Origin of the sequence: Microbacterium sp. UFMG61 (assembly GCF_015354505.1) — a bacterium.
Taxonomy (GTDB): Bacteria; Actinomycetota; Actinomycetes; order Actinomycetales; family Microbacteriaceae; genus Microbacterium.
The window spans coordinates 188,914-215,544 of record NZ_JACAFP010000001.1 but is presented as its reverse complement, the minus strand read 5'-3'; the positions used below and the strand labels follow the sequence as shown (position 1 = coordinate 215,544).

The 26,631-nt window shown below is 68.7% G+C and carries 23 protein-coding genes; 12 read left to right on the top strand and 11 right to left on the bottom strand.

Annotated elements, in window-relative coordinates; all coding sequences use genetic code 11:
* The first annotated feature begins 33 nt into the window (after nt 1-33).
* Entirely contained in the window at nt 34-735 is a 702-nt protein-coding gene (locus IXW21_RS01110; RefSeq protein ID WP_194762405.1) for an NRDE family protein, read from the top strand.
* 43 nt (nt 736-778) lie between these two features.
* Here the strand turns inward: IXW21_RS01110 and IXW21_RS01105 are convergent, their stop codons facing one another.
* Nucleotides 779-1,753: a GlxA family transcriptional regulator gene (locus tag IXW21_RS01105; RefSeq protein ID WP_194762404.1), complete on the bottom strand. Its 975-nt coding sequence runs from the start codon at nt 1,751-1,753 to the stop codon at nt 779-781.
* 90 nt (nt 1,754-1,843) lie between these two features.
* Here IXW21_RS01105 and IXW21_RS01100 point away from each other — a divergent pair, with 90 nt between their 5' ends.
* The 3 genes from IXW21_RS01100 (at nt 1,844) to IXW21_RS01090 (ending at nt 3,221) form a co-directional block, all read left to right on the top strand.
* Complete coding sequence (locus IXW21_RS01100; RefSeq protein WP_194762403.1) at nt 1,844-2,005, top strand: hypothetical protein; 162 nt, start codon at nt 1,844-1,846, stop codon at nt 2,003-2,005.
* A 69-nt stretch (nt 2,006-2,074) separates the two neighbouring features.
* Nucleotides 2,075-2,662 carry a hypothetical protein gene (locus IXW21_RS01095; protein ID WP_194762402.1) on the top strand — a complete coding sequence of 196 codons (588 nt, stop codon included), beginning with the start codon at nt 2,075-2,077 and terminating at the stop codon, nt 2,660-2,662.
* Nucleotides 2,663-2,678: 16 nt separating this feature from the next.
* On the top strand, nt 2,679-3,221 hold the full coding sequence (locus tag IXW21_RS01090; RefSeq protein WP_194762593.1) for a hypothetical protein: 543 nt from the start codon (nt 2,679-2,681) through the stop codon (nt 3,219-3,221).
* Nucleotides 3,222-3,258: 37 nt separating this feature from the next.
* Here the strand turns inward: IXW21_RS01090 and IXW21_RS01085 are convergent, their stop codons facing one another.
* A complete protein-coding gene (locus IXW21_RS01085) occupies nt 3,259-4,464 on the bottom strand; it encodes a glycosyltransferase (protein ID WP_194762401.1) in 1,206 nt (401 codons plus the stop codon).
* Nucleotides 4,465-4,475: 11 nt separating this feature from the next.
* The gene (locus tag IXW21_RS01080; RefSeq protein WP_194762400.1) at nt 4,476-5,690 is read right to left on the bottom strand and encodes a glycosyltransferase; all 1,215 of its coding nucleotides are present in this window, start codon (nt 5,688-5,690) and stop codon (nt 4,476-4,478) included.
* 121 nt (nt 5,691-5,811) lie between these two features.
* Between IXW21_RS01080 and IXW21_RS01075 the strand changes: the two genes are divergently transcribed.
* Nucleotides 5,812-6,402, top strand: a complete 591-nt coding sequence (locus IXW21_RS01075; protein ID WP_194762399.1) for a hypothetical protein — start codon at nt 5,812-5,814, stop codon at nt 6,400-6,402.
* Between the two features lie 52 nt (nt 6,403-6,454).
* Here the strand turns inward: IXW21_RS01075 and IXW21_RS01070 are convergent, their stop codons facing one another.
* Nucleotides 6,455-8,080 (bottom strand): HNH endonuclease signature motif containing protein, encoded by a 1,626-nt coding sequence (locus tag IXW21_RS01070; protein ID WP_194762398.1) that lies wholly within the window; start codon nt 8,078-8,080, stop codon nt 6,455-6,457.
* Between the two features lie 231 nt (nt 8,081-8,311).
* On the opposite strand from IXW21_RS01070, the gene IXW21_RS01065 reads away from it, so the two are divergent.
* Both IXW21_RS01065 and IXW21_RS01060 read left to right on the top strand, forming a co-directional pair.
* A complete protein-coding gene (locus tag IXW21_RS01065) occupies nt 8,312-8,770 on the top strand; it encodes a MarR family winged helix-turn-helix transcriptional regulator (RefSeq protein ID WP_194762397.1) in 459 nt (152 codons plus the stop codon).
* Nucleotides 8,767-9,426, top strand: coding sequence for a hypothetical protein (locus IXW21_RS01060; RefSeq protein ID WP_194762396.1), 660 nt, complete (start codon nt 8,767-8,769; stop codon nt 9,424-9,426). Before IXW21_RS01065 ends, IXW21_RS01060 begins: the two co-directional genes overlap by 4 nt.
* 63 nt (nt 9,427-9,489) lie before the next feature.
* On the opposite strand, the gene IXW21_RS01055 is transcribed toward IXW21_RS01060, so the two are convergent.
* Both IXW21_RS01055 and IXW21_RS01050 read right to left on the bottom strand, forming a co-directional pair.
* A complete protein-coding gene (locus tag IXW21_RS01055) occupies nt 9,490-9,900 on the bottom strand; it encodes an MmcQ/YjbR family DNA-binding protein (protein ID WP_194762395.1) in 411 nt (136 codons plus the stop codon).
* Nucleotides 9,901-9,977: 77 nt separating this feature from the next.
* Nucleotides 9,978-12,971: an alpha-mannosidase gene (locus tag IXW21_RS01050; protein WP_194762394.1), complete on the bottom strand. Its 2,994-nt coding sequence runs from the start codon at nt 12,969-12,971 to the stop codon at nt 9,978-9,980.
* A 164-nt stretch (nt 12,972-13,135) separates the two neighbouring features.
* Here IXW21_RS01050 and IXW21_RS01045 point away from each other — a divergent pair, with 164 nt between their 5' ends.
* Nucleotides 13,136-14,167: a LacI family DNA-binding transcriptional regulator gene (locus IXW21_RS01045; RefSeq protein ID WP_194762393.1), complete on the top strand. Its 1,032-nt coding sequence runs from the start codon at nt 13,136-13,138 to the stop codon at nt 14,165-14,167.
* A gap of 63 nt (nt 14,168-14,230) precedes the next feature.
* Here IXW21_RS01045 and IXW21_RS01040 read toward each other — a convergent pair whose 3' ends face one another.
* Entirely contained in the window at nt 14,231-15,541 is a 1,311-nt protein-coding gene (locus IXW21_RS01040; RefSeq protein WP_194762392.1) for a glycoside hydrolase 5 family protein, read from the bottom strand.
* 210 nt (nt 15,542-15,751) lie between these two features.
* On the opposite strand from IXW21_RS01040, the gene IXW21_RS01035 reads away from it, so the two are divergent.
* Genes IXW21_RS01035 through IXW21_RS01020 form a run of 4 tightly spaced genes read left to right on the top strand, consistent with a single transcriptional unit; the run spans nt 15,752 to nt 22,186 of the window.
* Entirely contained in the window at nt 15,752-17,053 is a 1,302-nt protein-coding gene (locus IXW21_RS01035; protein ID WP_194762391.1) for an ABC transporter substrate-binding protein, read from the top strand.
* A gap of 2 nt (nt 17,054-17,055) precedes the next feature.
* Complete coding sequence (locus tag IXW21_RS01030) at nt 17,056-17,982, top strand: carbohydrate ABC transporter permease (protein ID WP_194762390.1); 927 nt, start codon at nt 17,056-17,058, stop codon at nt 17,980-17,982.
* Nucleotides 17,979-18,914, top strand: coding sequence for a carbohydrate ABC transporter permease (locus IXW21_RS01025; RefSeq protein ID WP_194762389.1), 936 nt, complete (start codon nt 17,979-17,981; stop codon nt 18,912-18,914). The genes IXW21_RS01030 and IXW21_RS01025 overlap by 4 nt, the downstream gene beginning before the upstream one ends.
* Nucleotides 18,911-22,186 carry a GH92 family glycosyl hydrolase gene (locus IXW21_RS01020; RefSeq protein ID WP_194762388.1) on the top strand — a complete coding sequence of 1,092 codons (3,276 nt, stop codon included), beginning with the start codon at nt 18,911-18,913 and terminating at the stop codon, nt 22,184-22,186. The genes IXW21_RS01025 and IXW21_RS01020 overlap by 4 nt, the downstream gene beginning before the upstream one ends.
* A gap of 19 nt (nt 22,187-22,205) precedes the next feature.
* Here the strand turns inward: IXW21_RS01020 and IXW21_RS18135 are convergent, their stop codons facing one another.
* The 4 genes from IXW21_RS18135 to IXW21_RS01000 form a co-directional block, all read right to left on the bottom strand.
* On the bottom strand, nt 22,206-23,414 hold the full coding sequence (locus IXW21_RS18135) for an endo-beta-N-acetylglucosaminidase H (RefSeq protein ID WP_228528026.1): 1,209 nt from the start codon (nt 23,412-23,414) through the stop codon (nt 22,206-22,208).
* Between the two features lie 149 nt (nt 23,415-23,563).
* Nucleotides 23,564-25,261: a long-chain-fatty-acid--CoA ligase gene (locus IXW21_RS01010; RefSeq protein ID WP_194762387.1), complete on the bottom strand. Its 1,698-nt coding sequence runs from the start codon at nt 25,259-25,261 to the stop codon at nt 23,564-23,566.
* Nucleotides 25,262-25,318: 57 nt separating this feature from the next.
* Entirely contained in the window at nt 25,319-25,666 is a 348-nt protein-coding gene (locus IXW21_RS01005; protein WP_194762386.1) for a hypothetical protein, read from the bottom strand.
* Nucleotides 25,667-25,782: 116 nt separating this feature from the next.
* The gene (locus IXW21_RS01000) at nt 25,783-25,965 is read right to left on the bottom strand and encodes a hypothetical protein (RefSeq protein WP_194762385.1); all 183 of its coding nucleotides are present in this window, start codon (nt 25,963-25,965) and stop codon (nt 25,783-25,785) included.
* Between the last annotated feature and the right edge of the window lie 666 nt (nt 25,966-26,631).

Sequence of the window (26,631 nt, the reverse complement as noted above, 5' to 3'; positions counted from 1 at the left end):
TGCACGCTCTCACCCGCTCCTAGACTTGACCCCGTGTGCACTGTGGTGATCGATGTGGCCCGACCCGATACCGCGCGGCTCCTCGCCGTGCGCGATGAGGACCCGCAGCGGGAATGGGATGCTCTCGGCGAGTGGTGGCCCGATGCCTACCCCGGTGTCTCGGGCATCCGCGACCGGCGGGCGGGCGGCGCCTGGCTCGCGGTGAACCCGGCCGAGCGACGACTCGCCGTGCTGCTCAACCGCGCCGACGTCGTCGATCTGGCCGCCGATGTCGCTGTGTCGCGCGGCTCGCTCGCCCTGGAATCGGTGATGGGCCGCGCACCGGTCGCACCGCTGCCGATGCACGGCTTCAATCTGCTCGAGGTGCGCCCCGAGGGGTCGCGTGTACTGAGCTGGGATGGGGCCGACCTGCGCGAGACGGCGATCAGCGACGGCATCCACATGATCGCCCACGACGATCTCGATGACCTCGAGACCCCTCGCATCGCGGCCTGGCTGCCCGAGTTCCGCGCCCTGGGCCCGGCCGCCGACAGCCTCGACTGGCCGGCCGAGTGGACCACGCTGCTCGGCGCGTCGGCACGACTCGACCCCGAAGACGACCGGGCGATCATCCGCGACAACCGTCCGCACGGCTACCCCACGCAGTCGCTGCTGTACTGCACGGCATCCGTCACCCCTGCGGCCGTCGACATGGACTATCGAGCGCTCCCGAGCCCCGGCCACTGGGACCACTGACCGCGACGGCGACAGCGACCGCGACGGCCACCGGGGCATGCGCTCAGGCCGCGCTGGTCTCCGCATCGTCGACGCACGAGAAACGCGCGCGATAGGCGGTCGGGGTCGTTCCGAGCACCCTGGCGAAGTTCTGCCGCAGCACCGCGGCGGAACCGAAACCGCACTCGTCGGCGATCTGGTCGAGCGCGAGGTCGCTGCGCTCCAACAGCCGCTGGGCGTGCAGCACGCGCTGTCGCGCGAGCCAGGCGGCCGGAGTCGCCCCGTACTCGGCCTTGAAACGACGGGCGAACGTGCGCGGCGACATCAGCGCTCGCGCTGCCAGCTGATCGACGCCCAAGTCGTCGCGGAGGTGCTCGACCGCCCAGTCGGCAACGGCGGCGAGCGAATCACTGGGGACCACCGGGATCGGCCGATCGATGAACTGCGCCTGGCCGCCGTCGCGCTGCGGCGGCACCACCATGCGGCGCGCGATGCGGTTCGTGAGCTCGGCGCCCAGCTCCTGGCGCAGCAGGTGCAGGCACGCATCGATACCGGCGGCGGTGCCGGCGCTCGTGATGATGCGCTCGTCCTGCACGAACAGCACATCGGGGTCGATGTCGATTTGCGGGTACATCTCGGCCATGATGTCGGAGTACATCCAGTGGGTCGTCGCCCGGCGCCCGTCGAGCACGCCCGCCGCGCCGAGGATGAACGACGCACTGCAAATCGTCAGCACCCAGGCGCCGCGCGCCACCGCGTCTCGCGCGAGCTCGAGCAGCAGAGGGTCGATCCGCGACCAGTATTCCCGCGGCACGGGACAGAAGATGACGAGGTCGGCCTCATAGGCGAACGAGAGATCGTGCTCGACATTGATCGAGAAGCCGAGCTTCGAGGCCACGACCCCCGGATGCGGAGCGATGACGCGGAAATCGAAGTTCGGCACGCCGTCGTTCGAGCGGTCGAGACCGAACGCCTCGCAGGCGAGCCCGAACTCGAACGGCGCGAATCCGTCCTGAACGACGCAGGCGACGGTCTTCATCATGGCTTCTCCCGACGATGGCAGTTTTCGTACGCTCGCAGTCTATTCTGCCACTCGTGGCGGATCAAGAGCGAACATAGCCTTTCTGCCATGTTCATTCTCCTCGCACTCCTCGCCCTCGTCGCGTGGGCGCTGGTCGCCACCGTCGTCGAACTCCGCCGAGACGGCTACCGCCCTGTACCCACCGACTGGTCACGAGTCGCCGACCGCGACGCGATCGACGGCGCCGAAGCAGGACACGTCTACCGCTGAGTCGACCGTCACGGCGGACTCCGTCGAGCCGTCTCCCGCACCGCGCCGGGCACGGCTACGCTCGACTGCATGAGCGAGCCGCAGCAGCCCCCCGCGCAGCCGTACGGAAGTCCACCGCCGCAGCACGCGGCACCCCCTCACGACGCGGCGCCTCCGCAGTACCCGGCACCCCCTCACGACGCGGCGCCTCCGCAGTACCCGGCACCCTCTCGCGACGCGGCGCCTCCGCAGTATCCGGCCGGCCAGCCGTACCCGGCCGCCCAGCCGTATCCGAGCTCCCCGCAGTACCAGAATGCGTCGCCGTACCCGAATGCGTCGCCGTACCCGGATGCGTCGCCTGCCGCCCCGGCCACCAAGCCCGGGCGCCTCGCGTTCATCCTCGCCGTCGTGTCGCTCGGCCTCGGCCTGGTGACGACCGTCTCGTACCCGCTGATCTTCCGATGGTCCTACGACCCGGTCGTGATCGGCGCCTTCGGAACCGTCGGCAACGGACTGGTCTTCCTCGTCGCATTGGCGGGACTCCTGCTGGGCATCGTGGCCGCGAAGAAGCCGGGATCGAAGATCCTCCCCGGCATCGCCATCGGCATCACGGCCGCCCAGCTCGCCGGCATCCTGATCTCGTGGGTCTCGAACCTGTTCTACGCCCTGCCGTTCTGAGCCCGTAGAGAGCCGCATGAGCGATCCGCACCGGCAGCCCGGCCAGCCATACGCACAGCCCGGCCAGCCGCACGCACAGCCCGGCCAGCCGCACGCACAGCCCGGCCAGCCCTACACCCAGACCGGCCAACCGCACGCGCAGCCCGGCCAGCCGCACGCGCAGCCCGGCCAGCCGTACACGCATCCCGGCCAGCCCTACGCTGCGGGCCAGAACCCGTTCGACGCGCCCGCCCCTGCCGCTGCCGCTCCCGCGCCCCGCTCCGCCGACCTCGGGCGCACCGCGTTGGTCGCCAGTGCGGTCGCGGTCGGATTCAGTCTGGCCCTGCGCCTCGTGACCCCGGTCCTGTACATGGCCGTCGGCTACGTCACCGACATCCTCTCGGTCCTCGTGAACCTCGTCGCCCTCGCCGTCGCGATCGCCGGCCTGGCGCTGGGCATCGCTGCACTGCGCCGCAGGGCGTCCCCCCTGCTCGCCGCCGTCGCGATCGGCCTCGCGCTGAGCATCATGGTCGGCGCCGTCGGCGGATGGCTCTCGTGCATGGCGACGTACTTCAGCTGAGACGAGCCGCGGCTACAGGCGCGGGACACGCGCCCGGTCAGCCCGCGAGCACCCGCTCGTAGACCTCGATCATCGCGGCCGTGCGCGACGACTGCCGGAAAGCCTCCGACACCTCGCGCATCGGCGCCGGCGCGGTGCCTGCGGCGATGTCGGCTGCCGCGCGCCGCAGCGTCTCGACCAGGCCCGCTCGACGCTGGTCTTCCGTCCCCGCCGCTCCGGGAACGGCCCAGAGGCCACCGCCCAGTTCGGCGGCGATGTCGGGGTCGCTGATCACCGACGGGGTCCCGAGTGTCGCGGCTTCGAAGGGCGTCATGCCCTGGGTCTCGAATCCGATGGACGTCTGCACCAGAGCATCGGCCGCAGCGATGCGAGCCAGCGTCTGCGGGTAGGTGAGCGTGCCGGCGAAGCGCACGTTCGGCATCCCCGCGACGATCTTCTCGGCGGCCGCGCGTTGGGCCCCGCCGCCGATGATCTCGAGGTCGGCATCGACTCCGGATTCGACGAACGCCTCGAGGAAGGGCAGCAGCCGCTTCTCAGGGCTCATGCGGCCGAGCCATACGAACCGGGGGCGACCCGGAGCACGCTCGGCGGGGGCCGCGGCGAGGGTCTGCTCGCGCAGGTCATCGTCGATGCCGTTCCAGACGACATCGACCGGGCTGAAGACGCCGTTCTCCTCGAGGCGCCGGGCGAAGTGCGTCGAGGGCGCGGTCACCGCCGAGGCTCCGCTCGCGATGCCGCGCAGGAAGGCCCAGCCGTCGCTGCCGCGCGCCGGCTCGCCGAGCACACGGAGCGCGGACCGACGCCAGACGTTGAGAACCGACAGCACCGGCCGATGCAGCGGCGTCACCGCGGCGATGCCGACGTCGACCCGGTTGTGCATGGTGTGCACCACGGGGATCCCGTGCCGCGCGGCGTATCGATGGCCTATGAACGCACCCCAGAAGTCGGCCTGCACGTGCACGAGATCGACGGGTGGGCGGTGCGTCATCGCACGGTCGACGACGCGATCGGTCGCTCGTCCGGGCCAGCTCATCGAGTACTCGCGGTCGAGGGTGATCGGCAGGGACGGCAGATCGACGTTCGACGGGTCGTCGAGACCGGATGCGCGCGGTCCGTGCATCCTCGGAGCGACCACCGTCACGGTGTGGCCCGCGCGCTCGAGGAACTCGCGCTGCAACCGCATCGACACCTGTGCCCCGCCGAGCGAGTCGAGGTGCTGATCGCCGAAGAAGACGATGTGCATGGCGCGCGCCGTCACTCGGGCAGCGGCTCGTCGCGGTACAGCGCCTCGAACGTGTCGAGCGTGCGGTTGATGTCGTGGATCGCGACGCCGTCGAGCGATGCCTGCTGCATCCGCGCGTACTCTCCCGGCGACGCCGTCAGCACGTCGGTGAGTCTCGCGGCGAGCGCATCGGCGTTGCCGGGCTCGAAGAGATAGCCGTTCTCGCCGTCGTGTACGAGGTGCGGCAGGGCGACGGCATCCGCCGCGACGATCGGCAGTGCCGAGGCCATGGCCTCCATCGTGGCGATGGACTGCAGCTCGGCGATCGAGGCGATCGTGAACACCGAGGCGCGTGAGAGCAGTGCCCGGAGTTCTTCATCGGTCGTGCGTCCGTGGAAGGTCACGCGGTCGGCGAGGCCCAGCTGGTTCGTGAGGTTCTCGAGGTTCTTGCGCTGATCGCCGCCGCCGACGATGTCGAAGGTCGCGTCGAGTGCAGGATCGAGCTTCGTCATGGCCTCGAGGATGACCTCGACCTGCTTCTCGGCGGTCAGGCGGCCGACGAAGACGATGCGGTTCTTGTCGCGCGGAGCGATCACCGGCGTGTACTGGGTGCGGTCGATGCCGCAGCTGACCGGGACGACACCCTCGACCTCGACGGTGCGCTCGAGGAAGTCGGCGGCGCGGCGGGTGGGTGTCGTGATCGCGCGGGTCAGGGCGAACGTGCGCTTCGCGTCGCCCCATGCCCACCGCAGCACGAGGTCGTCGACGAACTTCGGCATCGTGGTGTGATCGAGGATGTTCTCGGCCATCACATGGTTCGTGGCGATCACCGGGATGCCCCGCTCGTGCGCGATGCGCGAGAGACCGCGACCGATCACGATGTGCGACTGGATGTGCACGACGTCGGGCTGCACGTCGTCGAGGATCCTTCGGGCGTAGTGCTTCACGCGCCACGGCCACACGAAGCGCAGCCAGTCATGGGGCGCCCACCGCACCGACGGGAGTCGATGCATCGTCATCGGCTCGCCCTCGATCACCTCGGTGCGAGCCGGAGTGCGTCGGTACACGAGGTTCGGGGCGACCACATGCACGTCGTGACCGCGCTGCACGAGCCCCGCCGCGAGACGCTCGGCGAAGCGGGCGGCGCCGTTGATGTCGGGGGAGAACGTGTCGCATCCGATCAGGATGCGCAGCGGACGCGACCCGGTCTCGGGAGCACTCGTCGAATCGGAGGGAGAGGAAGACATTCTGCCTTACGGTACGGCGGCCAGGGAGCCCGGTCGGGCGCTGGCCACTCTACCGGAGGGGCCTGATCGAGCAGCCGAGGCATACCGCCTTCCCCCAGCCTCACCCTCTAGCGTGGAGGCCATGCGACTGACTGCCGACGCCGACCCCCGACAGTGGATCCCCGTCACCGACTCGCTCGGGTGGAAGGGGCGACGGCATCGCAAGGCGGCGATCCGGATGCTGCTGGGTCAGGTGAACTCGGCGATGGGCGCGACAGAGCGCCCGGGTTCGAAGCTCGGAGCGTGGGCCATGAGCCAGGCGACTCCGATGCTGATGCGCCGTGCCGACGGCCGCGTGCTGGTCTGGACGTGGAAGGCAGAACCCGAGCTCGTGGTGGCGATGGCCACCGTGCAGGCGCTGACCCCCGAAGTGCGCATCGCGCGGGCCTCGATGCCGATGGACTACGACGACACCCAGTCTTTCTCGAGCCGCTGGCTGGGCTCGGGCGAGAAGCTCGTGGTCGCGATGCCGCCGACGCCCGCCTCCCCTCCGTTCGTCACCTACACGTGGGACACCGGCACCCATCTCGTGACGCTCACGGCGGTGTGCAGCGACAAGGAGCGTTTCGGCACTCTCGACGGCGCGCTCGACGAGCTGGCCCGCAGCATCCGCGTCGCCGACGAACTCTCCGGCGGGGAATCGCCCGAGGTGCTGAGGCTCGATCCGGCCTGACCGTCGCTCTCGCGCTCTCGGGGTGCGCGAGAACACCCGGCGCATGCCAGCCTCAGATCCGGCTTCGCGCATTCCGCACCTTCTCTCCTCCCCCGAGTTTCCGGAGACTGAGTTTCGGTGTGCGCCATCGTCGTTCGGGGTCCCACCAGCTCGGCCCGCGGACCTGCGGGACTCCTCCTTCCATCCGGATCTCCCATCCGGAGACGCCGAGGGATCGGTGGTGCCACCAGCACAACGGCACGCCGTTGTCCGTATGCGTCGGACCACCTCTGGCATGTTCCGTGACGTGGTGGATCTCGCACCAGGATGCCGGGACGTGACAGCCCGGGATCAGGCACTCCTTGTCGCGGGCGACGATCGCCCGCCGCTGATGCACGGTGAACACCCGGTCGGTGGTCGTGATGCCGATGATCCGTTCCTCATCGAACAGGACGCGCTGGATCGTTCCGGCACAGCCGACGTGCGCGGCGACCGAGACGGGCACATGCGCACCGGACCCGGGGATCGTCGCCCACCCTCCTGCGCCACCGCTTCTGCTCATCGATCCGAAACCGGCACCGGCGGCACCGACGGCACCGGCGGCACCGGCGGAATGAGCGGCGAGGTCAGCCGCGTCGACGTTCACCACGAGGACGGGTGCGGATCCGCCGAGCGTGGGCATCTCGTTGTGACGGGCAGCGATGGCGAAGATCATGGCGAGGGCGTCGTGCCGCTTCTGCGCCGCAGTGCGGTCATCGAGTACGCACCGCGGATCCGAGTTGAACGGATCAGCACCCTCCCCCTCCCCATCCCCATCCGCGTCCGGGCCGGACTCAGCATCCGCATCCGCATCCGCATCGTCGGACGCGGCGCTACCACCGCTGGGGGCGAAGTGCACCCCGGGCATGGGCGCCCCTTCGCCCTTGGGGTTGAGGATCGCATCCAGGATCAACTGGAACTGCGCCGCGACCTCGGGGGTCAGATATCCCCGGATCGCGTGCACGCCATCCTTCAACCGGCCGATCGTGACGCCCCGACGACGCCGCGCGTCTTCATCCTTCGGCTCCTCACCATCCGGATCGAACATCGACGCGAGATCCTCCGCGAGAGCCGTCAGGTCCTGCGCCGTCGGCGCAGGACCCGCCGCACCCTCGCCACCATCCGAATCGGGGCCGCCGACCGCATCTGAGGCGTCCTCGGCGCCTACCTCGAGGCCGTGGCCTCGCGCACACCCCGCCAACGCGACATCCGCCGCCAACCGCTGCTCGACCGTGAGCCGATCCCACACCTTCTCGATCGGCCCCGTCGCCGCCAGGAACCCCTCGACCCCGACCACCCCGTCCAGCAGCGCCAACCGCATCTCCGACCACCGCGCCGGCATCCGCTCCCCCGCCAGACTCAGTGGTCTCCGCACCAGATCGACGACCCTGTCGACCCTGCTCGCGCCACGCACATCCACGCGCACGGTGCGCTGCAACAACTCGCGCAGCCCCCGACACCCCGCCGAATGCGGAAAGTCAACGGCGTCGCCGGTCGCGACCGTCTCGACGATGACCGCCTCGGCACGCCGGAACGCAGCCCCCGCCCCCTGCAGCACCGCGACCCGCTCCGCGTCCGACAACGCCGCCAGCCCGTCGTCGGACAGCACCGCATCGAGGTCGGCGATGACCCGATCCAGAAGCTCTGCAGTGCTGTTCATACCCCTGAGTCAACACGCAGGCACCGACATTCACGGCCTGAGAACGCGCCGGATTACCCCAGTTCAAAGCCGTATTCCGATCTCCCGATACAGCGCACCGAAGAAGCGGACGGCGACCGCGAGCAGCACGAAGACAAGACGAGAAAGGTCGAGACGACAGGGGCAGGGAAGAACGCGGAAGCGGAGCGCGCAACTAGTGAAGATAGGTAACAATGTAGTACCATCACGACCATGGAACCGCTCTTCGTCGACCGTCTGCTGCAGATCACCGATCTCCTCCAGCGAGACATGGCCCACGCCTTCGACGGCACCGGACTCACAACGGCCCGGGTGCACCTGCTGTGGGTACTGCAGCACGCAGGACCGTCGACCCAGCAGTCCCTGGCCCAGCTCTGCGAGGTCAGCCCTCGCAACATCACCGGGCTCGTCGACGCGCTCGAGAGGTCGGGACACGTCCGCCGGTCCCCGCACCCGACCGACCGCCGCGCGGTTCTGGTCGAGCTGACATCCACCGCCGTCGAGACGATGACGCGGATGCAGGAGGAGCACGACCACCTCGATGCGACGCTGCTGAACGCGATCGATCCGGCAGACCGCCCCGCCGTCGAGCGCGGCCTGTCAGCCGTCGTCGCGCATCTGCAGAGCCTCGTCGCGGCGGCCGCGACCACCGCGCCCGAGGAGGCGCGATGACCGAGCAGTTGCGGGCGGCCACTCCCCGGCCGCCCCGCCTCGCCCGCATCCTCAACGTCCTCCACCGGGCGTGGATCGCCGAGCTCCGCGTCTACTCGAGCATCGCCCGCGCGATCGCCCGTCGCCCCGCGGTGCCGCGGGGCGGCACGGGCATCGGCTACCACCGCCCGGTGCTCACGGTGCTGTTCGTCTTCATCGGACTCTCGGCGGTCGAGATCCCGATCCTCGACCTCATCGTCCACCGATGGCCGGCCGTGCGCATCACGCTGTTGGTCCTCGGCATCTGGGGAGTCACCTGGATGGTGGGTCTGCTCTGTGCGATGCTCATGCGCCCGCACACCGTGGGACCAGACGGCATCCGCGTCCGCAGCGGGCTCGAGCTCGATGTGCCGATCGGCTGGGCCGACATCGCGTCGGTCGCGATCAGCCGTCGCGTCGATGACCCCAAACAGCCACGCATCGCCGGGTCGGAGTATGCCGAGCGGATGCAGGACGAGACGAACATCGAGGTCGAGCTCGAGCGCCCGGTAGAGATCAGGCTGCCCGGCCTCGCACCGAAGGGCGGAACGCATCGGGTCGACCGCATCCGGCTCTGGGCCGACGACCCTCGTGCCTTCCTCGACGCCGCTCGGCCGTTCCTCATGGCCGCCGGGTGAGCATCTGCCTCGCGCGTCTGGACTCGTCGGTGCGTCTCATCGACGAAGGGGCGACCTGACCGGTCAGTCGAGCCCGCGCTCCTCGAGCCATCTCTTCGCGACGAGCACCGGGGCGCGCATCAGCCAGGCATCCGCGATGATCTCGGCGAGCCGGTCGCGCTCGACCGCCTCGAGCTGCACGAGCAGTCCCGGATATCCGTCGAAGTGCGGGATGGAGAAGAGTCCTGTGGGCTCGGCGGCGAGCAGGGTCGCCTTCTCTTCGAGACTCGCCACGCGCACCCCGATGACCGGACCGTCGGGCCATTCGAGACCGAGGTCGGCGAGCTGGCGCAGGTCGACCGTGCTGGGCCCGCGAACCCACGCGATCTGACCGTTGGGCAGACGCCACGACGGTTCCCCGGTGTGACCGCCGATCTGTTCGGTCACGCCGGGGAGAGCGAGAGCGATCTCGCGGACGTCGTCGAGGGTGGCCATCCGCCCATAGTCCTCCCCGCGCGGCGGTCGCCGCAACGGCGGAGTTCAGCGGGCACCCCGCCGCGTCCGACCGACGCTCAGCGCACGATGCGCAGCGTGCGCACTTCGAACGGCCGCAGACGCAGCTCTCCGCCCACGCGAGCGTCGTCGAGAGCATCCTCGATGAGCGAGACCTCACGGATCTCCGAGTGCGCGAAGTCGACGGCGAGCGACCCGACCGCACGGCGTCCGAGCGCCTCGTAGAGACGCACGATCACGTCGCCCGAGCCGTCGTCGGCCAGCTTGACCCCGGAGACCACGATGCCCTCGCCGTCGACCGACACCAGCGGTGCGACCTCGCGCCCGCCACGCACGACCGTGGCCGGGCTGTTGAGTCGGATGCCCTCGGCCGTCGCGATCGCGGCATCCGCGCCGACCACGAAGCCGATCTCGATCTCATGGTGGCCGTGGTCCGTGTCGGGGTCGGGGAACCGAGGCGCCCGCAGCAACGACAGTCGCACGGTGGTGGCGACCGCGTCGTCCGACACCTCGCGCGAGGTGTCGTAGCCGTAGATCGAGTCGTTCACGAGGGCGACGCCGAAGTCCTGCTCGCGGACCAGCACGAAGCGGTGCATCGAGGTCTCGAACTTCGCCGTCTCCCAGCTGGTGTTCGTGTGCGTCACGCGCGCCTGGTAGCCGAACTGCGTCTCGGCTTCGGTGTGCGTCGCCTGGATGTCGAGCGGGAAGGCGAGCTTGAGCAGCTTCTCGGTCTCGTGCCAGTCGATGTCGTTGCGCAGCGCGACCGTGCGGGAACCGGGAGCGAGAAGGATCGTCTGCACGATCGTCGACTCCGAGAACGCCCGGGTCACGACGACGGTCGCGACCCCGTCGACGACGGATGCCGACATCGACTCGACCGCGGTGAGGTCGTCGACGCTGTTGCGGTAGTACTTGTCGATGTCCCACGCGTCCCACATGTTCGGGAAGTCCTGGTGCAGCTGGAACAGGTTCGCCGCGCGTCCCTCAGCCACCGCCTCGCGACCCGACGCCTTGTCGACCGCCGACACGATGAGACCGTCGGCTGAGATCAGCACGGAGACGAGCTCGTTCTCGAGTCGCCACCCGCCGTCTTCTCCCGAGAGCAGGACGGATGCCGGGGCGGGCGCCTCGACGAAGCCCGCACCGAGCGCGCGTCCCTCGCCGGTCGAGTGCGGCACGAACAGCAGTTCGCGGTCGCCGTCGCCGACGAGCGATCGCCGGGCGGCATCCGCCAGATCCCGTGCGTCGGACAGCACACCCGAAAGCACCTCGACGGCCTCGCGGTGCACCCAGGCGATCGACGTGCCGGGCAGGATGTCGTGGAACTCGTGCAGCAGCACGATCTGCCACAGCCGGTCGAACTCGGCCTGCGGGTATGCGGCGCCTGTGCGCACGGCATCCGTCGCCGCCCACAGCTCGGCTTCGACCAGCGCGTGCTCCGCCCAACGATGCAACGCCTTCGTGGCGTGCTGGCTGGTGAGGGTTCCGCGGTGCAGCTCGAGGTAGAGCTCGCCGACCCACACCGCCGGATTCGGTATCTCGGCGCGAGCGGCGTCGAAGAAGGTGTCGGGATGCTCCCACACGACCTGCGCGCTGCCCTCGAGGTTCTCGAGGCGCTTCGCCTTGCCGGTCATCTCGCGCGTCGTGCCGCCCCCGCCGTCACCCCAGCCGACCGGGGCGATCGACCGCGAGCTCACGCGGTTCTCCTTGAACTGCCGCGAGGCCTTGGCGACCTCCATGCCGCTGAGCTGCGAGTTGTAGGTGTCCATCGACGGGAAGTGCGTGAACACCTGCGAGCCGTCGATGCCCTCCCAGAGGAAGCTGTGGTGCGGGAACACGTTCTGCTGGTTCCACGAGATCTTCTGCGTGAAGAACCACTCGAATCCCGCCCGACGCATGAGCTGCGGCAGCGCCGGCGAGTAGCCGAAGCTGTCGGGCAGCCACACGCCCTTCGAGCGGATGCCGAACTCGCGCTCGAAGAAGCGCTGCCCGTACGAGAACTGGCGGACGAGAGATTCCCCGGTCGGCATCACCGTGTCGGACTCGACCCACATGCCGCCGAGCGGCAGGAAGCGCCTCTGCGCCACGGCGGCCTTCACGCGCGCGTAGACCTCGGGGCGATGCTCCTTGATCCAGGCGTACTGCTGGGCGCTCGACATTCCGTAGAGGAAGTCGGGCTGCTCCTCGATGAGCGTGGTCATCGACGAGGTGGTGCGAGCGACCTTGCGGATCGTCTCGCGCACCGGCCACAGCCACGCCGAGTCGATGTGCGCGTGCCCGACGGCCGAGATGCGGTGGGCGCTCGCCTCGGCGGGGGCTGCGATCACGTCGGCCAGCTGCGCGCGAGCATCCGCCGCGGTCTCGGCGATGCGCTGCAGGTCGAGAACGTCGAGCGCGTCGTCCATCGCCTGCAGGATGCGCATGCGGCGCGGCGACGTCGCCGGCAGTTCCGCCTGCAGCTCGAACAGCACCTCGAGGTCGAGGGACAGCTCGAACACCTCCTGCTCGAAGACGGCCAGATCGATGCGGCGGGTGCGGTACAGAGGCTCGCGCGAGGAGGTGCGGATGTCGCCCTCCTGCGTCGGCAGGAAGGGGTGATAGTCGAGCAGCACCGGGTTGGCCGCCGCTTCGAGATAGAGCTCGACGGACTCGTCACCCTCGGCGGTCTCGACGATCGGCAGCCACTGGTTGCGAGGGTTGATGCTCTTCACCGGCGTGCCGTCGGCCCGGTAGACCAGCGCCTCGCACTGGAACCCGGGCATGTTGATGTCGAAGCCGAGGTCGATGACGGCCTCGACGCGGCGCCCCGCCCACTCGGCGGGAACGCGACCCGTCAGCTTGAACCACGTCGTCGACCAGGCCGGACCCCACATGCTCGGCACCGTCGTCTCGGCGAACTCGAGCGCCAGACCGTCCGCGGGGCTGATCGGCTCCCCCGGAATCTCATTGACCTCCACCGTGAGCGGCACGGAGGCCGAGTGGATGGCCGGGCGGATGCGCTCGTCGAGCACGCGCGTGACGCGTCCGACGGTGAGCGAGGTGTCGTCATGCATGGGTGCGTTTCTCCGGGCTCGACGGTGAGGGGGACGTGATTCGCGCCCCGGGGAAGGGCGGATGCCGACAATGCTATCTGATTTACTAAAGCGATCTAGTATCGATCTTCTCGGGGCGTCATCCGGCTTCCGAGCGGCTAAACCGATCAAGTAGGGTGAGGGCCATGACAACCGGCAAACGCGTGACGATCGCGGACATCGCGCGCATGGCCGGAGTCTCCCCGGGCGCCGTGTCCTTCGCACTGAACGGTCGCCCCGGCGTCAGCGACGAGACGCGGCAGCGGATCCTCTCGATCGTCGAGGAGAACGGCTGGCAGCCGAGCTCAGCCGCGAGGGCTCTCGTCGGCGCGCGGGCCAACACCGTCGGCTTCGCGCTCGCCCGCCCCGCCCGCTCACTCGGATCCGAGGCGTTCTTCACCGACCTCATCGCCGGGATCGAGTCCCGGCTCTCCGAGAGCAAGGTGAGCCTCCAGCTGCGCCTGGTGTCCGACATCGCCGAAGAGATGGAGGTGCATCGGCAGTGGCGGTCGTCGAACCAGGTCGACGGCATCATCCTCATCGACCCCCGCGACGACGACCCCCGCAGCGACCGCATCGCCGCGCTCGACGCCCGCGCCGTCATGATCGGCTCGAAGCCGTCTCCCGAGGGCGCCGTGCCCAGCGTCTGGATCGCCGACGACGAGGTGGCCGAGACGCTCTTCTCGTACCTCGCCGCCCTCGGCCATACGCGCATCGCCTACGTCGCAGGGCCCGCCGAGCTCGAGCACACACGGCTGCGCGCCGCGGTGCTGCAGGGCATGGCATCGGACGGCATCAGCGGCGAGGTGATCTCGACCGACTTCTCCCCCGCTCGGGCGTCGTCGGTGACGAGGGCTCAGCTGTCCGGGCGCCTCCGGCCGACGGCGGTCGTCTACGACAACGACGTGATGGCCGTGGCGGGGCTGCGGGTGGCGCAGGAGATGGGCAGGTCAGTGCCGCGCGACGTGTCGATCGCCTCGTTCGACGACTCGGTCATCGCCGGCCTCATCAACCCCTCGATCACCGCGATGACCCGCGACACCTTCGAGCTGGGCGAGCAGGCGGCGACACTGCTGCTGCAGCAGATCCTCGCCGGTGCCAACCTGCCGAGCGCCCAGGGCCCGACGCCGACCCTCACCGCGCGCGAGAGCACGGCTCCGCCGGCCTCCGCCTCCTGACGCAGGACTCAGCCCCGACGTCGACCTCAGCCCTCGGCGCAGGGCTCAGCCCCACTGACGGTGTCAGCCCCCGACGACGGTGTTGACGGAGCCGTAGGGGTCGACGGTGCTCTCTGCGAGATCGGGACGGATCAGCCGACGGATGCCGCGCGCGGCGAGCGCCGCGTCATCGCGCGCCGTCAGCGAGGTCACGAACGCGGGATCGAGGCCGTCGGCGCACGCATCCACCCAGGCGTGGAAGACCGCGCCACCGGGGCTGAGCGCGGCGCGACTCACCGGAACCTCGCGCTCGTCGACCTCGATCACGATCGCGGTGTCGCGCACGGGTGCCGCGGCGCGGGCTCGCAGCTCGGGGATCAACTCGGCGAAGCGACGCCCGATGGGCTTGGCTGCGCCGCCCTGATCGATCAGGCCCAGCGAGTACTCCAGCTCGGGGAAGTCAGCCAGCTCCCTGCTCACATCGTGCGAGCACCACCACGTCACACCCCAGAGGTTCTCGGTACGGAGAGCGGATCGCAGAGTCGCCTCGAGGAAGCCGGGCATCTCGCTCTCGTCGAGGCAGTTCGACGGCGCACCGACCTCCTGCAGCCACACCGGCCGATCGGCATCCGTGGCGAAGGCCCGCGAGAGCTCGATGAGGTATTCGGCGTGGCGGTCGGAGGCGACCGAACGACCGCCGTAGCGCTGGGCGGTGCCATTGAAGATCCAGGAGTGGATCGTGGTCATCGCGCCCAGTCGCGAGGCGTGCGCAGGAGTGAAGCCGTGGCCGTCCATGTACCAGACCGCGTCGTACTCGCTGTGCACGTGCGGCAGGCCGGGTGCCGCGCTCTCGGCTGCCGAGAGCAGCGACTCGATCCAGCTGCCGGCCTCCTCGGTCGTGACGGGCCAGGGAGACGGGTGGGTGTGCGCCGAGAACTGATTCGTCTCATTGCCGAGGGTCAGCCCGAGGAAGTTGTCCGCGTCGCCCAGTGCACCCGCAAGTCTCGTCACGAGCTCGACCTGTCCGCTGAGGGCCTTCGGGTCGGTGAACATGTTGCGGTCATGCCAGGTGTAGAGCCACGAGGGCACGAAGTCGAAACTCGACAGGTGCCCCTGGACCACGTCGACGCTCACATCGAGCCCGAACTCGGCTCCGATGTCGACCATGGTGCGGACGTCGCCGATCGCCTTCGCGCGGATCAGCGTGCGGTTCGGCTGCAGCACGGTCCACAGCGGGAACACCCGGACGTGATCGAGACCCAGATCGGCGAGGGCCGCGAAATCACGCCGCACGTCATCCGGCGTGAAGTCGAGCCAGGAGTGCATCCAGTCCTTCGACGGCGTGTAGTTCGCCCCGAATCTCAGGTGATCATCGAGAGCGCGGCGCTGCGTCATGTGTCCGGACCTTTCCGACGGGCCCTCCGGCGAGGGCGGATCGCATCACTATAACGCTTGAGCACCGACGGGCCTACCGGGATTTCGCCATTCGTGGCGCGGACACGCACAGCGGCCTTGACAGTCGGAGGATCGGATGGTTTCATCTGCTAAAGCGTTGTAGTCCGCCGGACGGACACCGCCAATCGCCCGCCTCGAGGAAGAAGCACGATGAAAGTTCCCGCACGCATTGTCGCTCTGGCAACATTCACGATCGGCGCCATGGCGCTCGCCGGTTGCACCGGAGGGGGCACCACACCCGGTGCCGCCGGACCGATCGACACGTCGGGAGAGCTGAGTGGAACCATCCAGTTCCAGACGTGGTCGCTGAAGAACGAGAAGTTCACGCCGTACTTCGAGGACCTCATCGATGCGTTCGAGAAGGAGCACCCCGACGTCACGGTCGAGTGGCTCGACCAGCCGGGCGACGGCTACCAGGAGAAGATCCTGAGCCAGGCGAACGCCGACACCCTCCCCGACGTGCTGAACCTGCCGCCGGACATCGCGTACCCCCTCGTCGCCGCCGGAAAGCTCGTCGATGTCGAGACGGCCGACCCCGAGCTGAAGTCTGCCTACAACGCGGGCGCCTGGGATGCGTACAGCCAGTACCCGGGCGTCGAGGGCACCTATGGCCTGCCCTGGTACCTCTCGAGCGACGCCTCGTGGTGGAACCTCGCGCAGCTCGCCCCCTACGGCGTGACCCAGGACACGCTCCCCACGACGGTCGACGAGCTGCTCACGCTCGCGAAGGACGTGGCCACCGAATCCGGAGGCAAGGTCCAGCTGCTGTCGTCGATCCCCGCGCTCGACACCTTCACCTCGGCGGGCATGGAGGTCATCAACGACGAGGGCGAGTTCGACTTCAACACCGACGAGGCCGCGGCGATCATCGACAAGTACGCCGACGCCTACGCGGCGGGGGCGATGCCCGCCGAGGCCCTGACCGGCGACTACGGCGGAAACGCCGAGGCGTACATCCAGGAGAAGGTCGCCTTCACGACCGGCGGCACCGGCTTCACGACCGACCTCGCCAAGGATGCGCCCGCGCTGCTCGAGAACACCGTCGCCACCCAGCGGCTCGGCATCCCGCCGCTCTACGTGCAGGGGCTCAACATCTCGGCCGACTCCGACAACAAGGAGGCCGCCCTCGCCTTCGCCGAGTTCGCCACGAACGAGGAGAACCAGGTCGCGTTCTCGTCGCTCGCGGTCGGCACGGCGCCGGGCACCTCGGCCGGCGGCGACACCGTGGTCGAGAACATCTCGTCGTCGATCACCGATGAGAAGCAGCTCTCCGCGATCGACACCGTGTTCACCGCGATGGAGGACGCCAAGGCCATCCCGTTCCAGTGGACGTCGGACATGGCGACGTACATGACCCAGCAGATCGCTCTCGCCGTCAATGGCGAGGCCGACGCAAAGGCTCAGCTCGACAAGATCGTCGAGTACGCCAACGCCAACCGCGTGGACCAGTGAGCATGAGCGCGAACACCAGCATCCGCAGCCGGACGAAGACCATCACGTCGCACCGGTGGTTCACCCCCTGGCTGCTCCTCGGCCCCGCCGTCATCTGGGTGCTGGTGTTCGCGCTCTGGCCATTCCTGAACACCGTCTTCCTGAGCTTCACCGACGCACGCCCGCTGCGCACCCCCGGATTCGTCGGCGGAGCGAACTACGAGCGGATGCTCGGCGACGAGATGTTCTGGAACGCCCTGACCACCTGCATCCTCTACGTGGTGGTCTGCGTGCCGCTGCTCACGATCCTCCCGCTGCTGCTGGCGCTCCTCGTGCAGAAGAAGCTGCCGGGCATCGCCTTCTTCCGCACCACGTTCTATTTCCCCGTCATCGCCTCGGTCGTCGTGGTCGCTCTCATCTGGACCTGGCTGTTCGACAGCCGCGGCATCATCAACCAGACCCTCGAGTTCCTCGGGGTCATCGACGCGCCCCTGGCCTTCCTCGTCGATCGCTGGCTGCTGCTCGGCTGCGCGATCCTGCTGACGGTGTGGAAGGGTCTCGGCTACTACATGGTCGTATACCTCGCCGCCCTCGGGAATGTCGGCAAGGAGCTGCATGAGGCGGCCATGCTCGACGGAGCAGGCTCCTTCCGCCGCTTCCTGTCGGTGACGATCCCCTCGGTGCGCGGCGCGATGCTGCTCATCGCCGTGCTCATCGCCGTCTCGGCGATGAGGGTCTTCGCCGAGCTCGACGTGCTCTCCAAGGGCACGGGCGGTCCGGGCGGCTACGACATGTCGCTGGTCATGCTGATCCGTCAGGTCGGCTCCGGCCTCAACGGCAACATCGGCTACGCCTCGGCGATCAGCGTCGCCCTGTTCCTCCTCACACTCGTCCCCCTGGCCGCGATCGCCTTCATGAATCGCGAGAAGAAGGCGAAGGTCTCCGCATGAGCACTCTCACCCCACCCCGGGTCGACCAAGAGATCCAGTCCGAGCACCGATCGGATCGCACCGCTCGCGAGCGCATCTTCCGCCGCCGCGGCTCGGGCGACTTCAGCACGCCGACGCTCGGCGGTCTGATCGGTCGATACGCCCTCCTGCTGCTCGTGCTGGTACTCGTGATCGGGCCGTTCGTCTGGCAGCTGTCGACCTCGTTCAAGGGACCGCAGGAGAACATCTACTCGTTCCCCCCGGACCTCATCCCGCGCGAGCCGACGCTGCAGAACTACGCCACGGTCGCCGAGATCGTCCCCGTATACCTCTACGCCTGGCACTCGCTGCTCGTCTCGGTGGGCACGGTCGTGAGCAACGTGGTGCTCGCGACCTTCGCCGGCTACGCGCTCGGATGCATGCGGTTCCGCGGCAAGTGGATCGTCATGGCGATCCTGCTGTCGACCCTGCTGTTCCCGGGTGAGGTGACCGTGACGAGCAACTTCCTCACGATCCGCGCGCTCGGCCTCGCCGACACCCTGTGGGGAGTGTTCCTGCCCGGTGCCATCAGCGCCATGAACGTGCTGCTCGTCGCCACCGCCTGCCGCATGATCCCGAAGGACGTGCTCGACGCCGCGACCGTCGACGGCGCCACGACCTGGCAGCGCATCCGTCACATCGTCTGGCCGAACATCCGCGGCATGGTCTCGGTGGTCGCCATCTTCGCCTTCATCGGTGCGTGGGACGACTACCTGTGGCCGCTCATCGTGCTGTCGGACCCCTCGAAGTACACGCTGACCGTCGGCATGGCCTACCTGAACAGCAGCTTCTCGGTCGATCCCCGCTTGATCGCGGCGGGCACCATGATCGCCCTCGTGCCGATCGTCATCATGTTCTCCTTCACGCAGCGCTTCTTCTTCAGGGGCGTGCAGGAGGGTGCGATCAAGGGGTGAGCGCCGTGCAGCTCTCCCCGGCAGACGGCCCCGCCGATCCTCCCTCGTCGCGCCCTCGAGCCGGGGTGCTCCGCGGCCCGGTCTTCGCGTTCTCGTTCGACCCTTCGGCGGGCGAGCAGCGGATCGACGCGCCGGGGCTCAGCGGCATCCCGGTCACGTCCGACACGCTGCTGCACTGGGCGTTCTACGCCGACGGCGACGAGGCGACGCTCGCCCCGCATGCGGCGCTGGCGGTGACCGCCGACGTGCGCGGCGCCGACGGCACCCGGGTGAGTGACATCGCCGCCGTGCGCGATCGGTATGACTTCCCGATCACGGCAGACGCGCAGTTCGCCGCACGGTGGAGCCTTCCCGAGCAGTGGAACGCCGATACGGTGTCGCTGGCTCCGATGCCGCACACCAGCGGCTCAGTCGAGCTGGTCTTCGGCACCGCCGGGCTGGCCGCCGTACCGGGGCTTCCGGCGCGCGTCACGGGATTCGTGCAGGTGCTGCTCGAGCAGGTTCCGGTTCATCTCATCACCGATGCGCTCGCTCCCGTCGAACGCGTCGACACCCGCCGCGGCACCCACTCCGGCCCGCGCTTCTCCCGCGGCAACACGATCCCCGCGGTGGCCGTGCCTCACGGCTTCACCTTCGTCACCCCCGCCACGGATGCCGCAGACACCCGCTGGCCGTATCGGTCCGGCATCCACGATGACCCGCCGGGGCGGCGCCTGGAGGCGATGCAGTTCTCGCATCAGCCGAGTCCCTGGATCGGCGACCGCTCCGTGCTGCAGTTCATGCCGTTCGACGGACGCCCGACCTCGTCGCGGGCCGGACGACGTCGCTGGATCACCCCCGGCACCGAGCGCGCTCGCCCCCACGAGTACGCGGCCGATCTCGGTGGCGGTCTGCGCGCCGAGATGACGGCGACCTCGCACGCCGCCGCCTTCCGGGTGCACGGCGATGACCCCGAGGCTGTCGTCGGGTTCGTGATCGATCAGCCGACGGACGAGGGACGACTCGTCTGGACGGATTCCGGCGGCTTCGAGGGCTGGATGCCGGAGGGCAGGGAGGACTGGGGCAACGCGCCACGCTGCTACTTCGCCGGGACCGTGCGGCACCGGAGCGGCGATGCACGCGGCTCCCGCGGTGCACTCGACGACGACGGCCGAGGGCGCGTCGCGGGATACGTCGCAGGCGTCGGGTCGCTCGAGGTGCGTGTGGCGGTGTCGTTCCTCTCCGTCGAGCAGGCCCGGCGCAGCCTCGAGTTCGAGGCGCCGGAAGAATCGACGTACGAAGAGCTGCGAGATGCCGCTGCGGCAACCTGGAATCGGGTGCTGGGACGAGTCACCATCCCGCCGCTCCCCGCCGCCGAGGTGCCGTACCGGGGCCTGGCCGACGACGAGAACCGCGACCGGATCGCCGCAGCGCTGTACCGGATGCACCTCTATCCGAGCACCGCGGCCGAGAACGCCGGCACGGCGGATGCCCCGGCACCCCGCTTCGCCGACGTGTTCGCGCCGCGTGAGCCGTTCGGCGATCGGGCGACGAGCGCTCCGGTGATCGACGGCGAGCTCGTGGTGAACAACGGCTACTGGGACACCTATCGCACCGAATGGCCTGCCCTCGCGCTGCTCGATCCTGCGCTGACCGGCAGACTGCTCGACGGGCAGCTCGAGCAGCATCGCCGTGGAGGCTGGATGGCCAGATGGAGCGCTCCGGGGTACGTCGACAGCATGGTCGGCACGTCGAGCGATCAGATCTTCGCCGATGCCGCCCGGTGGGGTGTGGCGTTCGACCGCGCGGAGGCGTTCGAGACCGGCTGGCGCAATGCCTGCGAGCCGGGCCCCGATGCGCGGCGCGGCCGCAAGGGCATCGACCGAGGGCGATTCACCGGGTACATCGCGTCCGAGGTGCCCGAGGGCATGAGCTGGACCATCGAGAACGCGGTGAGCGATGCGGCACTGGGGCGGTTCGCCGCGCAGCTCGCCGGAGATGCGGCATCCGACGCCGATGCATCCGCTGCCGACGCATCCGCCGCCGATGCGCGATCAAGGCACGATGCCGCCCGCTACCGCTCCTTCTCTCGATACTTCGCCAACCGGGCGCTGTCGTACCGCCCACTGTTCGACGCCGACTCCGGTTTCCTCCGCGGCAGGGATGCCGCCGGATGCTTCGCAGCGGGCTTCGATCCCCGTGTGTGGGGCGGCGACAACGTCGAGACGAACGCGTGGGGCATGTCGGTCGGCGCCGTGCACGACGGCGCGGGCCTCGCCGCGCTGCACGGTGGTCCCGATGCCTTCGGTCAACACCTGGATGCACTCTTCACCGAACCGGAGACGGCCGATGAGCGGTTCGGCGGCGCGTACGGCACGGTGATCCACGAGCAGCGCGAAGCGCGGGCACTGCGCTCGGGCATGTGCGCCATCTCGAATCAGCCCGCGCACCACATCCCGTTCATGTATGCGTTCAGCGATCGGCCGTGGCGCAGCGGAGAGATCGTGCACGAGCTGGCCGGCCGCCTCTTCGCGGGAGCCCACATCGGCCAGGGGTTCCCCGGGGATGAGGACAACGGCGAGATGAGCGCGTGGTGGCTCTGGGCCGCGCTCGGACTCTATCCGCTCGAACTCGCCGCGGGAGTGCTGCGAATCGGATCGCCCCTGCTCGACGACATCAGGGTCGACCGGGCCGACGGCTCGTCTCTTCACATCCGCTCGCGCCGCAGCGAGCCGTCGGCTCATGTCCTGACGGGTGCCCGCCTCGATGGGATCGAGCTTGCCCGAGCCGAACTGCCGATCGACACACTCGACGGCGACGCCGAGCTCGAGCTGATCTTCGGCACAGACCCCTCGGATGCTCTCGAAGGGGGCGCCGACGCAGTTCCGGACGTCAGGGACTGGTGCCGCGATCTGACGAATGGCGGCGGGGAGGTGATCGCGTCAGCATCCGTCGTCGGGCCCGCACGCGTCGTCGACGACGGCGATCCGAGCGGATCGGACGGCGTCGCTCTGGCATCCGGCGAGTGGGTGGGGTGGCGTTTCGCCGAGCCCCGCTCCGTGTCGGATGTCACGGTGACGGTGACGACTCCGTCTCCGTCACCGTCTCTCAGGTGGGAGATCATGGACGACCGCGGGGACTGGTCCGAGGTGGCGACCACGCACCTGGAGGATCTCCTGGCCGATCGCACGACTCCCTTCACGTTGGCGTCACGCATCGTGACCCCGGCGATCCGCGTGAGGGCGGAAGCCGGGGTCACGATCCGTCAGATCGAGGTCTTCGACCTCGGGTGATGAGTCCTACCTCGGATGATCACTTCGACAGGACGAACGACACCTCGGTGGTGTTGCCCGCGACGTCGAGCACCGTGAGCGTGTTCGCACCCGCGACCGCGCCGAAGACGCCGGGCTTCACGAAGTTCAGGTCGCTCCAGGTGTCGTCGGTGAGATCCTTGAGCACGCCGTTGACGTAGAGCCTGTCGATCTCGCCCGTGTCGTATAGCTTGAAGCTCACGCGCTGGTACGCGCCGTCAGCCCGGACCTTGGTGAACTGCGCGCCCTCCTTGATCGTGACGGTCGGTGGCGTCGTGTCGCGGGGAGCCGCCCGGTATTCGGTCGCCTCTCCCTTGAGCGCTTCGGTGATACCCGAGAGATACGCCGACTGGTCTGTCGCGGTGAGGTTGTACGCGACGTACACGCCGTACCCGTCGGCGACGGTGCGCGTCGCGAAGTCGGCCGCCGTCGCGGCGCTCGTCTGGGAAAGGTCGATCGCGGCGGCGCCCAGGCGTGCGCGGTCGTCGAGCCCCGGCACGGTCGGGGCATCGTAGGTCGGGTAGTACGGGTTCCATGCGAAGTCGAGCACGCTGTCGGCGTCGAACAGCGTGAAGTCGGTTGTCATGTAGCTCGGTCCGATCGCATACAGGCTGATGATCTTGTCGGGGCCGAGACGATCGCGCAGCGCCGTGGCCAGCCAGCCGAACGATTCGGCGTTGGGCTGCGGCGTGCCGTTCGCTCCGTAGTTCGTCCACTCATCGTCGAAATCGATGCCGTCGAGTCCATAGGTCGTCACGGCGTCGGCGAGCTGGGCCGCGAAGGCATCCGCCTGCGCGAACGACGTGAAATTCGCGAAGCCCGCGCCCTGATGGTTGCCGAGAACCGAGAGCAGCACCTTCGTGCCGTTCTCCTGCACGGGCCGGATCTGCGTGGCGGCATTCTCGAGCGTCTCAGTGACCCGCTCGTTGAAGTGCAGATACGCCTTCTCCCCGTCGTAATTGATGTTCGCGGCGAAAATCATCGCCATGTCGATCGCGGCCTCCCCGCTCTCAGCGAGGGTGTAGTCGGCGACATTCGCTAAATCGTTCGAGTTCACCTCGACATAGACCGCGAGCTTCGGGTCAGCCGGCTCGGCCTCCTCCGCGGCAGCGCCTGCTGCCCCGGTGAAGATGCCCGCCACCGCGGTGGAGAGGACTCCGAGTCCCGCGATGCTTCGTCGCAGGCGATTCTTGCTGACGTTCTGATTCATGACCGATCGTCTCCTTCGGCGTCGTTGTCGAATCCGGTCGCGTCATCGCGACCCGCCGCTGACTATAGCGCTTAAGCAGTGCAGGCGGAAGGACGGACCCGACGGAGCGAACGGTGAACGGCAGCGAACGGATGACCGCGACGGCCGGGTCAGTCCGCCAGCATCCGATCCCTCACCTGACGGCGCAGCACCTTGCCGATCAGGGAACGCGGCAGCTCGTCGACGACCGTGATGCGCTTCGGAACCTTGTAGGGCGTGAGCCGCGTGCGGCAGAAGTCACGAAGCGCGCCGACGTCGAGTTGCGCGCCCTCTCGGAGCACGATCGCGGCGGCGATCTCCTCGCCCCCGCTCGCCCGCGGAAGGCCGACGACCGCGGCCGCGACCACATCGGGGTGCGCGAGCAGGGCATCCTCCACCTCACTGGGCGACACGTTGAACCCGCCGGTGATGATGAGCTCCTTCAGGCGGTCGACGATGGTCACGAAGCCGTCGGCCGAGACCTCGGCGATGTCACCCGTGCGCAGCCACCCGTCCGCGAGCAGGGCGTCGGCGGTGTCACCCGGACGACGCCAGTACCCCTGGAAGACCTGGGGTCCGCGCACGAGCAACTCTCCTCGCTCACCCACCGGGACATCGACGTCAGTGTCGTCGGGGTCGACGACGCGGATCTCCGTGCTCGGGAACGGCACGCCCACGGTTCCCGGGCGACGGCTGCGGCCCATCGGATTGCCCAGCGCGACGGGCGAGCTCTCGGTCATGCCGTATCCCTCGACGAGCAACCCGCCGGTCGCCTCCTCCCACCGCTGCACCGTCGCCACCGGAAGGCTCATCGCCCCGGAGATCGCGAAGCGGACCGTCGAGAGGTCGATGGTCCCCCGCGATGCGGCTCGAGCGAGCTGATCGTAGATGGGCGGGACCGCGGGCAGGAAGGACGGCGGACTCGTGCGGGCGGCCTCCGCGACGAGACCGAGGTCGAACGTGGGGAACAGCACCAGCTTCGCCCCGATGCTCATCGCGAAGGTGAGACACAGTGTCATGCCGTAGGCGTGGAACAGCGGCAGGACACCATAGAACGTCTCCTCGCCGTCGACCAGACCCGGCACCCACGCCCGCCCCTGCATCGCGTTCGCGCGAAGGTTCGCGTGCGTGAGGATCGCCCCCTTCGGCGTGCCGGTGGTTCCGCTCGTGTACTGCAGCAGGGCCGTGTCGCCGAGTTCGGGGCCCTCGACCTTGCGCGACAGAGCACGATGGTCGACGAGCTTCTTCCAAGCCAGTGCTCGCCGCGACTTCGGGCTGGCCGTCAGCTTCGCCCGAGCGGCGCGCGCCTTGGGGATCGGCAGCCGCAGCAGCATCCGTTGGGCGGCCGGCATGGCCTCGGTCAGGTCGACGCTCACGATGTGCTCGACCCGCAGATCGGAGGGGAACTCGGCGATCGTGTCGACCGTCTTGTCCCACACGATCGCGACCTTGGCTTCGTGGTCCTCGAACTGGTGGCGCAGCTCCCTCGCCGTATAGAGCGGGTTGTGCTCGACGACGATCGCCCCGAGGCGCAGCGCGGCATAGAAGGCCACGACGTGCTGCGGGCAGTTGGGCAGCACCAGCGCGACACGATCGCCCTTGTGCACCCCCAGCCGCCGTAGCCCCTCGGCCGCGCGCGCGATCTGATCGCCGAGCTCGCGGTAGGTCGTGACGGCGCCGAAGAACTCGAGTGCAGGTCGTCGCCCGAACGCCGCGACGCTCGCCGACATCATCTCGGGCAACGTCTGCGTCGGGGCGTCGATCTCGGCGGGCACGCCGTCGGCGTAGGAGTCGAGCCAGGGACGGGAGGCGTAGGGCGAATCGGACATGGCTCCATCCTGCCCGTGTCACCTGTGCCGATCATCCGGATCGCGCGGCCCCGACCCTCAGGCTCGCGCCTTCTTCATCGCCTCCTGCACGGCACGGCCGAGCTGTTCCGGGCTCTCGAAGTCGATCGAGAAGCGCTCCTCGAGGATCGGAGTGAATCCGCCGCGAGGGCCCTCGTTTCTTTCCGGCGTGATCGTGACTTCCGCGATGTCGGTGTTGTCGTACGTCGCCCTCACACTCAATGTGCGCACGCCTCTCATGTACTGCCCGTATGTGCGCAGTCCCAGCCACTCGAGGAGCTCGCGATCGGGCGGATCGACGCGGAGATTGCGGTTCGGAAGCGGCCTACGGTTGGAGGCATGAAGCCCCGCCACGATCGATGAACCCAGAACTTGCGCGTCAGTCATGCTCGCGATCACTGCGGGCAGCCCGTCCCCAATATTTGCTCCCTCGAAGGTCTTCGAGTAGGGCTGGACGAAGACACGTCCATTCTTTTGGAGCTCGACACTCACCGAGCGATCTCTCATCTCATGACCTCCACGTCGAACTTGACTCCCCGCTGCTCGGCGTAGGTCGCAATCTCCTCGAGAACCGCCTGCTGTTCGATGGTGGCCCCCCGAGGCACGGCAACGAAAAGCACGCGCTCCGTGATCTGCGCCTCCGAAACCTCGACGTTCGCGCGCTTGTCGCCAACGAAAGCAGCCATCAATCGCCTTCTTCATCGCCTCTTGCACCGTGTATGACCAGCTCATCAAGCACGTGGAGCAGACCGTCAGCGGTATCGAAGCCTTCCGATGCGCCCACCAACGGCTGCACGAGAACACACCCATCAGTGAAACGGTAGACAGACACGATGCGACTAGCCCCGCGTCCATCTGAACCCCGAACCGCGACCGGGCGTCGCCTTCGTCATGGCATCCTGAATCTCGAGACCGAGATGCTCACGATCAGTGAACTCTACGACTCTCAGTTCGTTCGCGATCCCCTCAAAGCCACCGCGCGGACCCAGATTGCGGTTAGGACGAACGCGCACCCGGTCAATGACATCGACAGAAGACGCCGAGAGCCCGACCGAACGCACGCCCCTCGAATACTCGCCGTAAGTGGCGACCCCGTACCAGTCGAGGAACTCACGATCGGCTGGATCTCGACGGAGATCCCGAGCCGGAAGCACACGCCGATTCGACGCCGTGAGCGCAGCTACTGCTGCGCGTCCCAGCTCGCGCTCACTCGACATCGAAGGAAGCACCAACGGCAGGCCGTCGTACACCACGGGCCCGCCAGCCGTCGCGGAGAACGGCTGAAGGAGCACCCGTCCGTCGGGGACCAGAGCGACGCTCGCGATCCGCAGCATCACCGCATCACCTCCCTC

Coding starts and splice junctions, on each gene's coding strand:
- IXW21_RS01105 (WP_194762404.1), bottom strand. CDS start 1,753: ATGAAGACCGTCGCCTGCGTCGTTCAGGACGGATTCGCGCCGTTCGAG.
- IXW21_RS01100 (WP_194762403.1), top strand. CDS start 1,844: ATGTTCATTCTCCTCGCACTCCTCGCCCTCGTCGCGTGGGCGCTGGTC.
- IXW21_RS01095 (WP_194762402.1), top strand. CDS start 2,075: ATGAGCGAGCCGCAGCAGCCCCCCGCGCAGCCGTACGGAAGTCCACCG.
- IXW21_RS01090 (WP_194762593.1), top strand. CDS start 2,679: ATGAGCGATCCGCACCGGCAGCCCGGCCAGCCATACGCACAGCCCGGC.
- IXW21_RS01085 (WP_194762401.1), bottom strand. CDS start 4,464: ATGCACATCGTCTTCTTCGGCGATCAGCACCTCGACTCGCTCGGCGGG.
- IXW21_RS01080 (WP_194762400.1), bottom strand. CDS start 5,690: ATGTCTTCCTCTCCCTCCGATTCGACGAGTGCTCCCGAGACCGGGTCG.
- IXW21_RS01075 (WP_194762399.1), top strand. CDS start 5,812: ATGCGACTGACTGCCGACGCCGACCCCCGACAGTGGATCCCCGTCACC.
- IXW21_RS01070 (WP_194762398.1), bottom strand. CDS start 8,080: ATGAACAGCACTGCAGAGCTTCTGGATCGGGTCATCGCCGACCTCGAT.
- IXW21_RS01065 (WP_194762397.1), top strand. CDS start 8,312: ATGGAACCGCTCTTCGTCGACCGTCTGCTGCAGATCACCGATCTCCTC.
- IXW21_RS01060 (WP_194762396.1), top strand. CDS start 8,767: ATGACCGAGCAGTTGCGGGCGGCCACTCCCCGGCCGCCCCGCCTCGCC.
- IXW21_RS01055 (WP_194762395.1), bottom strand. CDS start 9,900: ATGGCCACCCTCGACGACGTCCGCGAGATCGCTCTCGCTCTCCCCGGC.
- IXW21_RS01050 (WP_194762394.1), bottom strand. CDS start 12,971: ATGCATGACGACACCTCGCTCACCGTCGGACGCGTCACGCGCGTGCTC.
- IXW21_RS01045 (WP_194762393.1), top strand. CDS start 13,136: ATGACAACCGGCAAACGCGTGACGATCGCGGACATCGCGCGCATGGCC.
- IXW21_RS01040 (WP_194762392.1), bottom strand. CDS start 15,541: ATGACGCAGCGCCGCGCTCTCGATGATCACCTGAGATTCGGGGCGAAC.
- IXW21_RS01035 (WP_194762391.1), top strand. CDS start 15,752: ATGAAAGTTCCCGCACGCATTGTCGCTCTGGCAACATTCACGATCGGC.
- IXW21_RS01030 (WP_194762390.1), top strand. CDS start 17,056: ATGAGCGCGAACACCAGCATCCGCAGCCGGACGAAGACCATCACGTCG.
- IXW21_RS01025 (WP_194762389.1), top strand. CDS start 17,979: ATGAGCACTCTCACCCCACCCCGGGTCGACCAAGAGATCCAGTCCGAG.
- IXW21_RS18135 (WP_228528026.1), bottom strand. CDS start 23,414: ATGAATCAGAACGTCAGCAAGAATCGCCTGCGACGAAGCATCGCGGGA.
- IXW21_RS01010 (WP_194762387.1), bottom strand. CDS start 25,261: ATGTCCGATTCGCCCTACGCCTCCCGTCCCTGGCTCGACTCCTACGCC.
- IXW21_RS01005 (WP_194762386.1), bottom strand. CDS start 25,666: ATGACTGACGCGCAAGTTCTGGGTTCATCGATCGTGGCGGGGCTTCAT.
- IXW21_RS01000 (WP_194762385.1), bottom strand. CDS start 25,965: ATGGCTGCTTTCGTTGGCGACAAGCGCGCGAACGTCGAGGTTTCGGAG.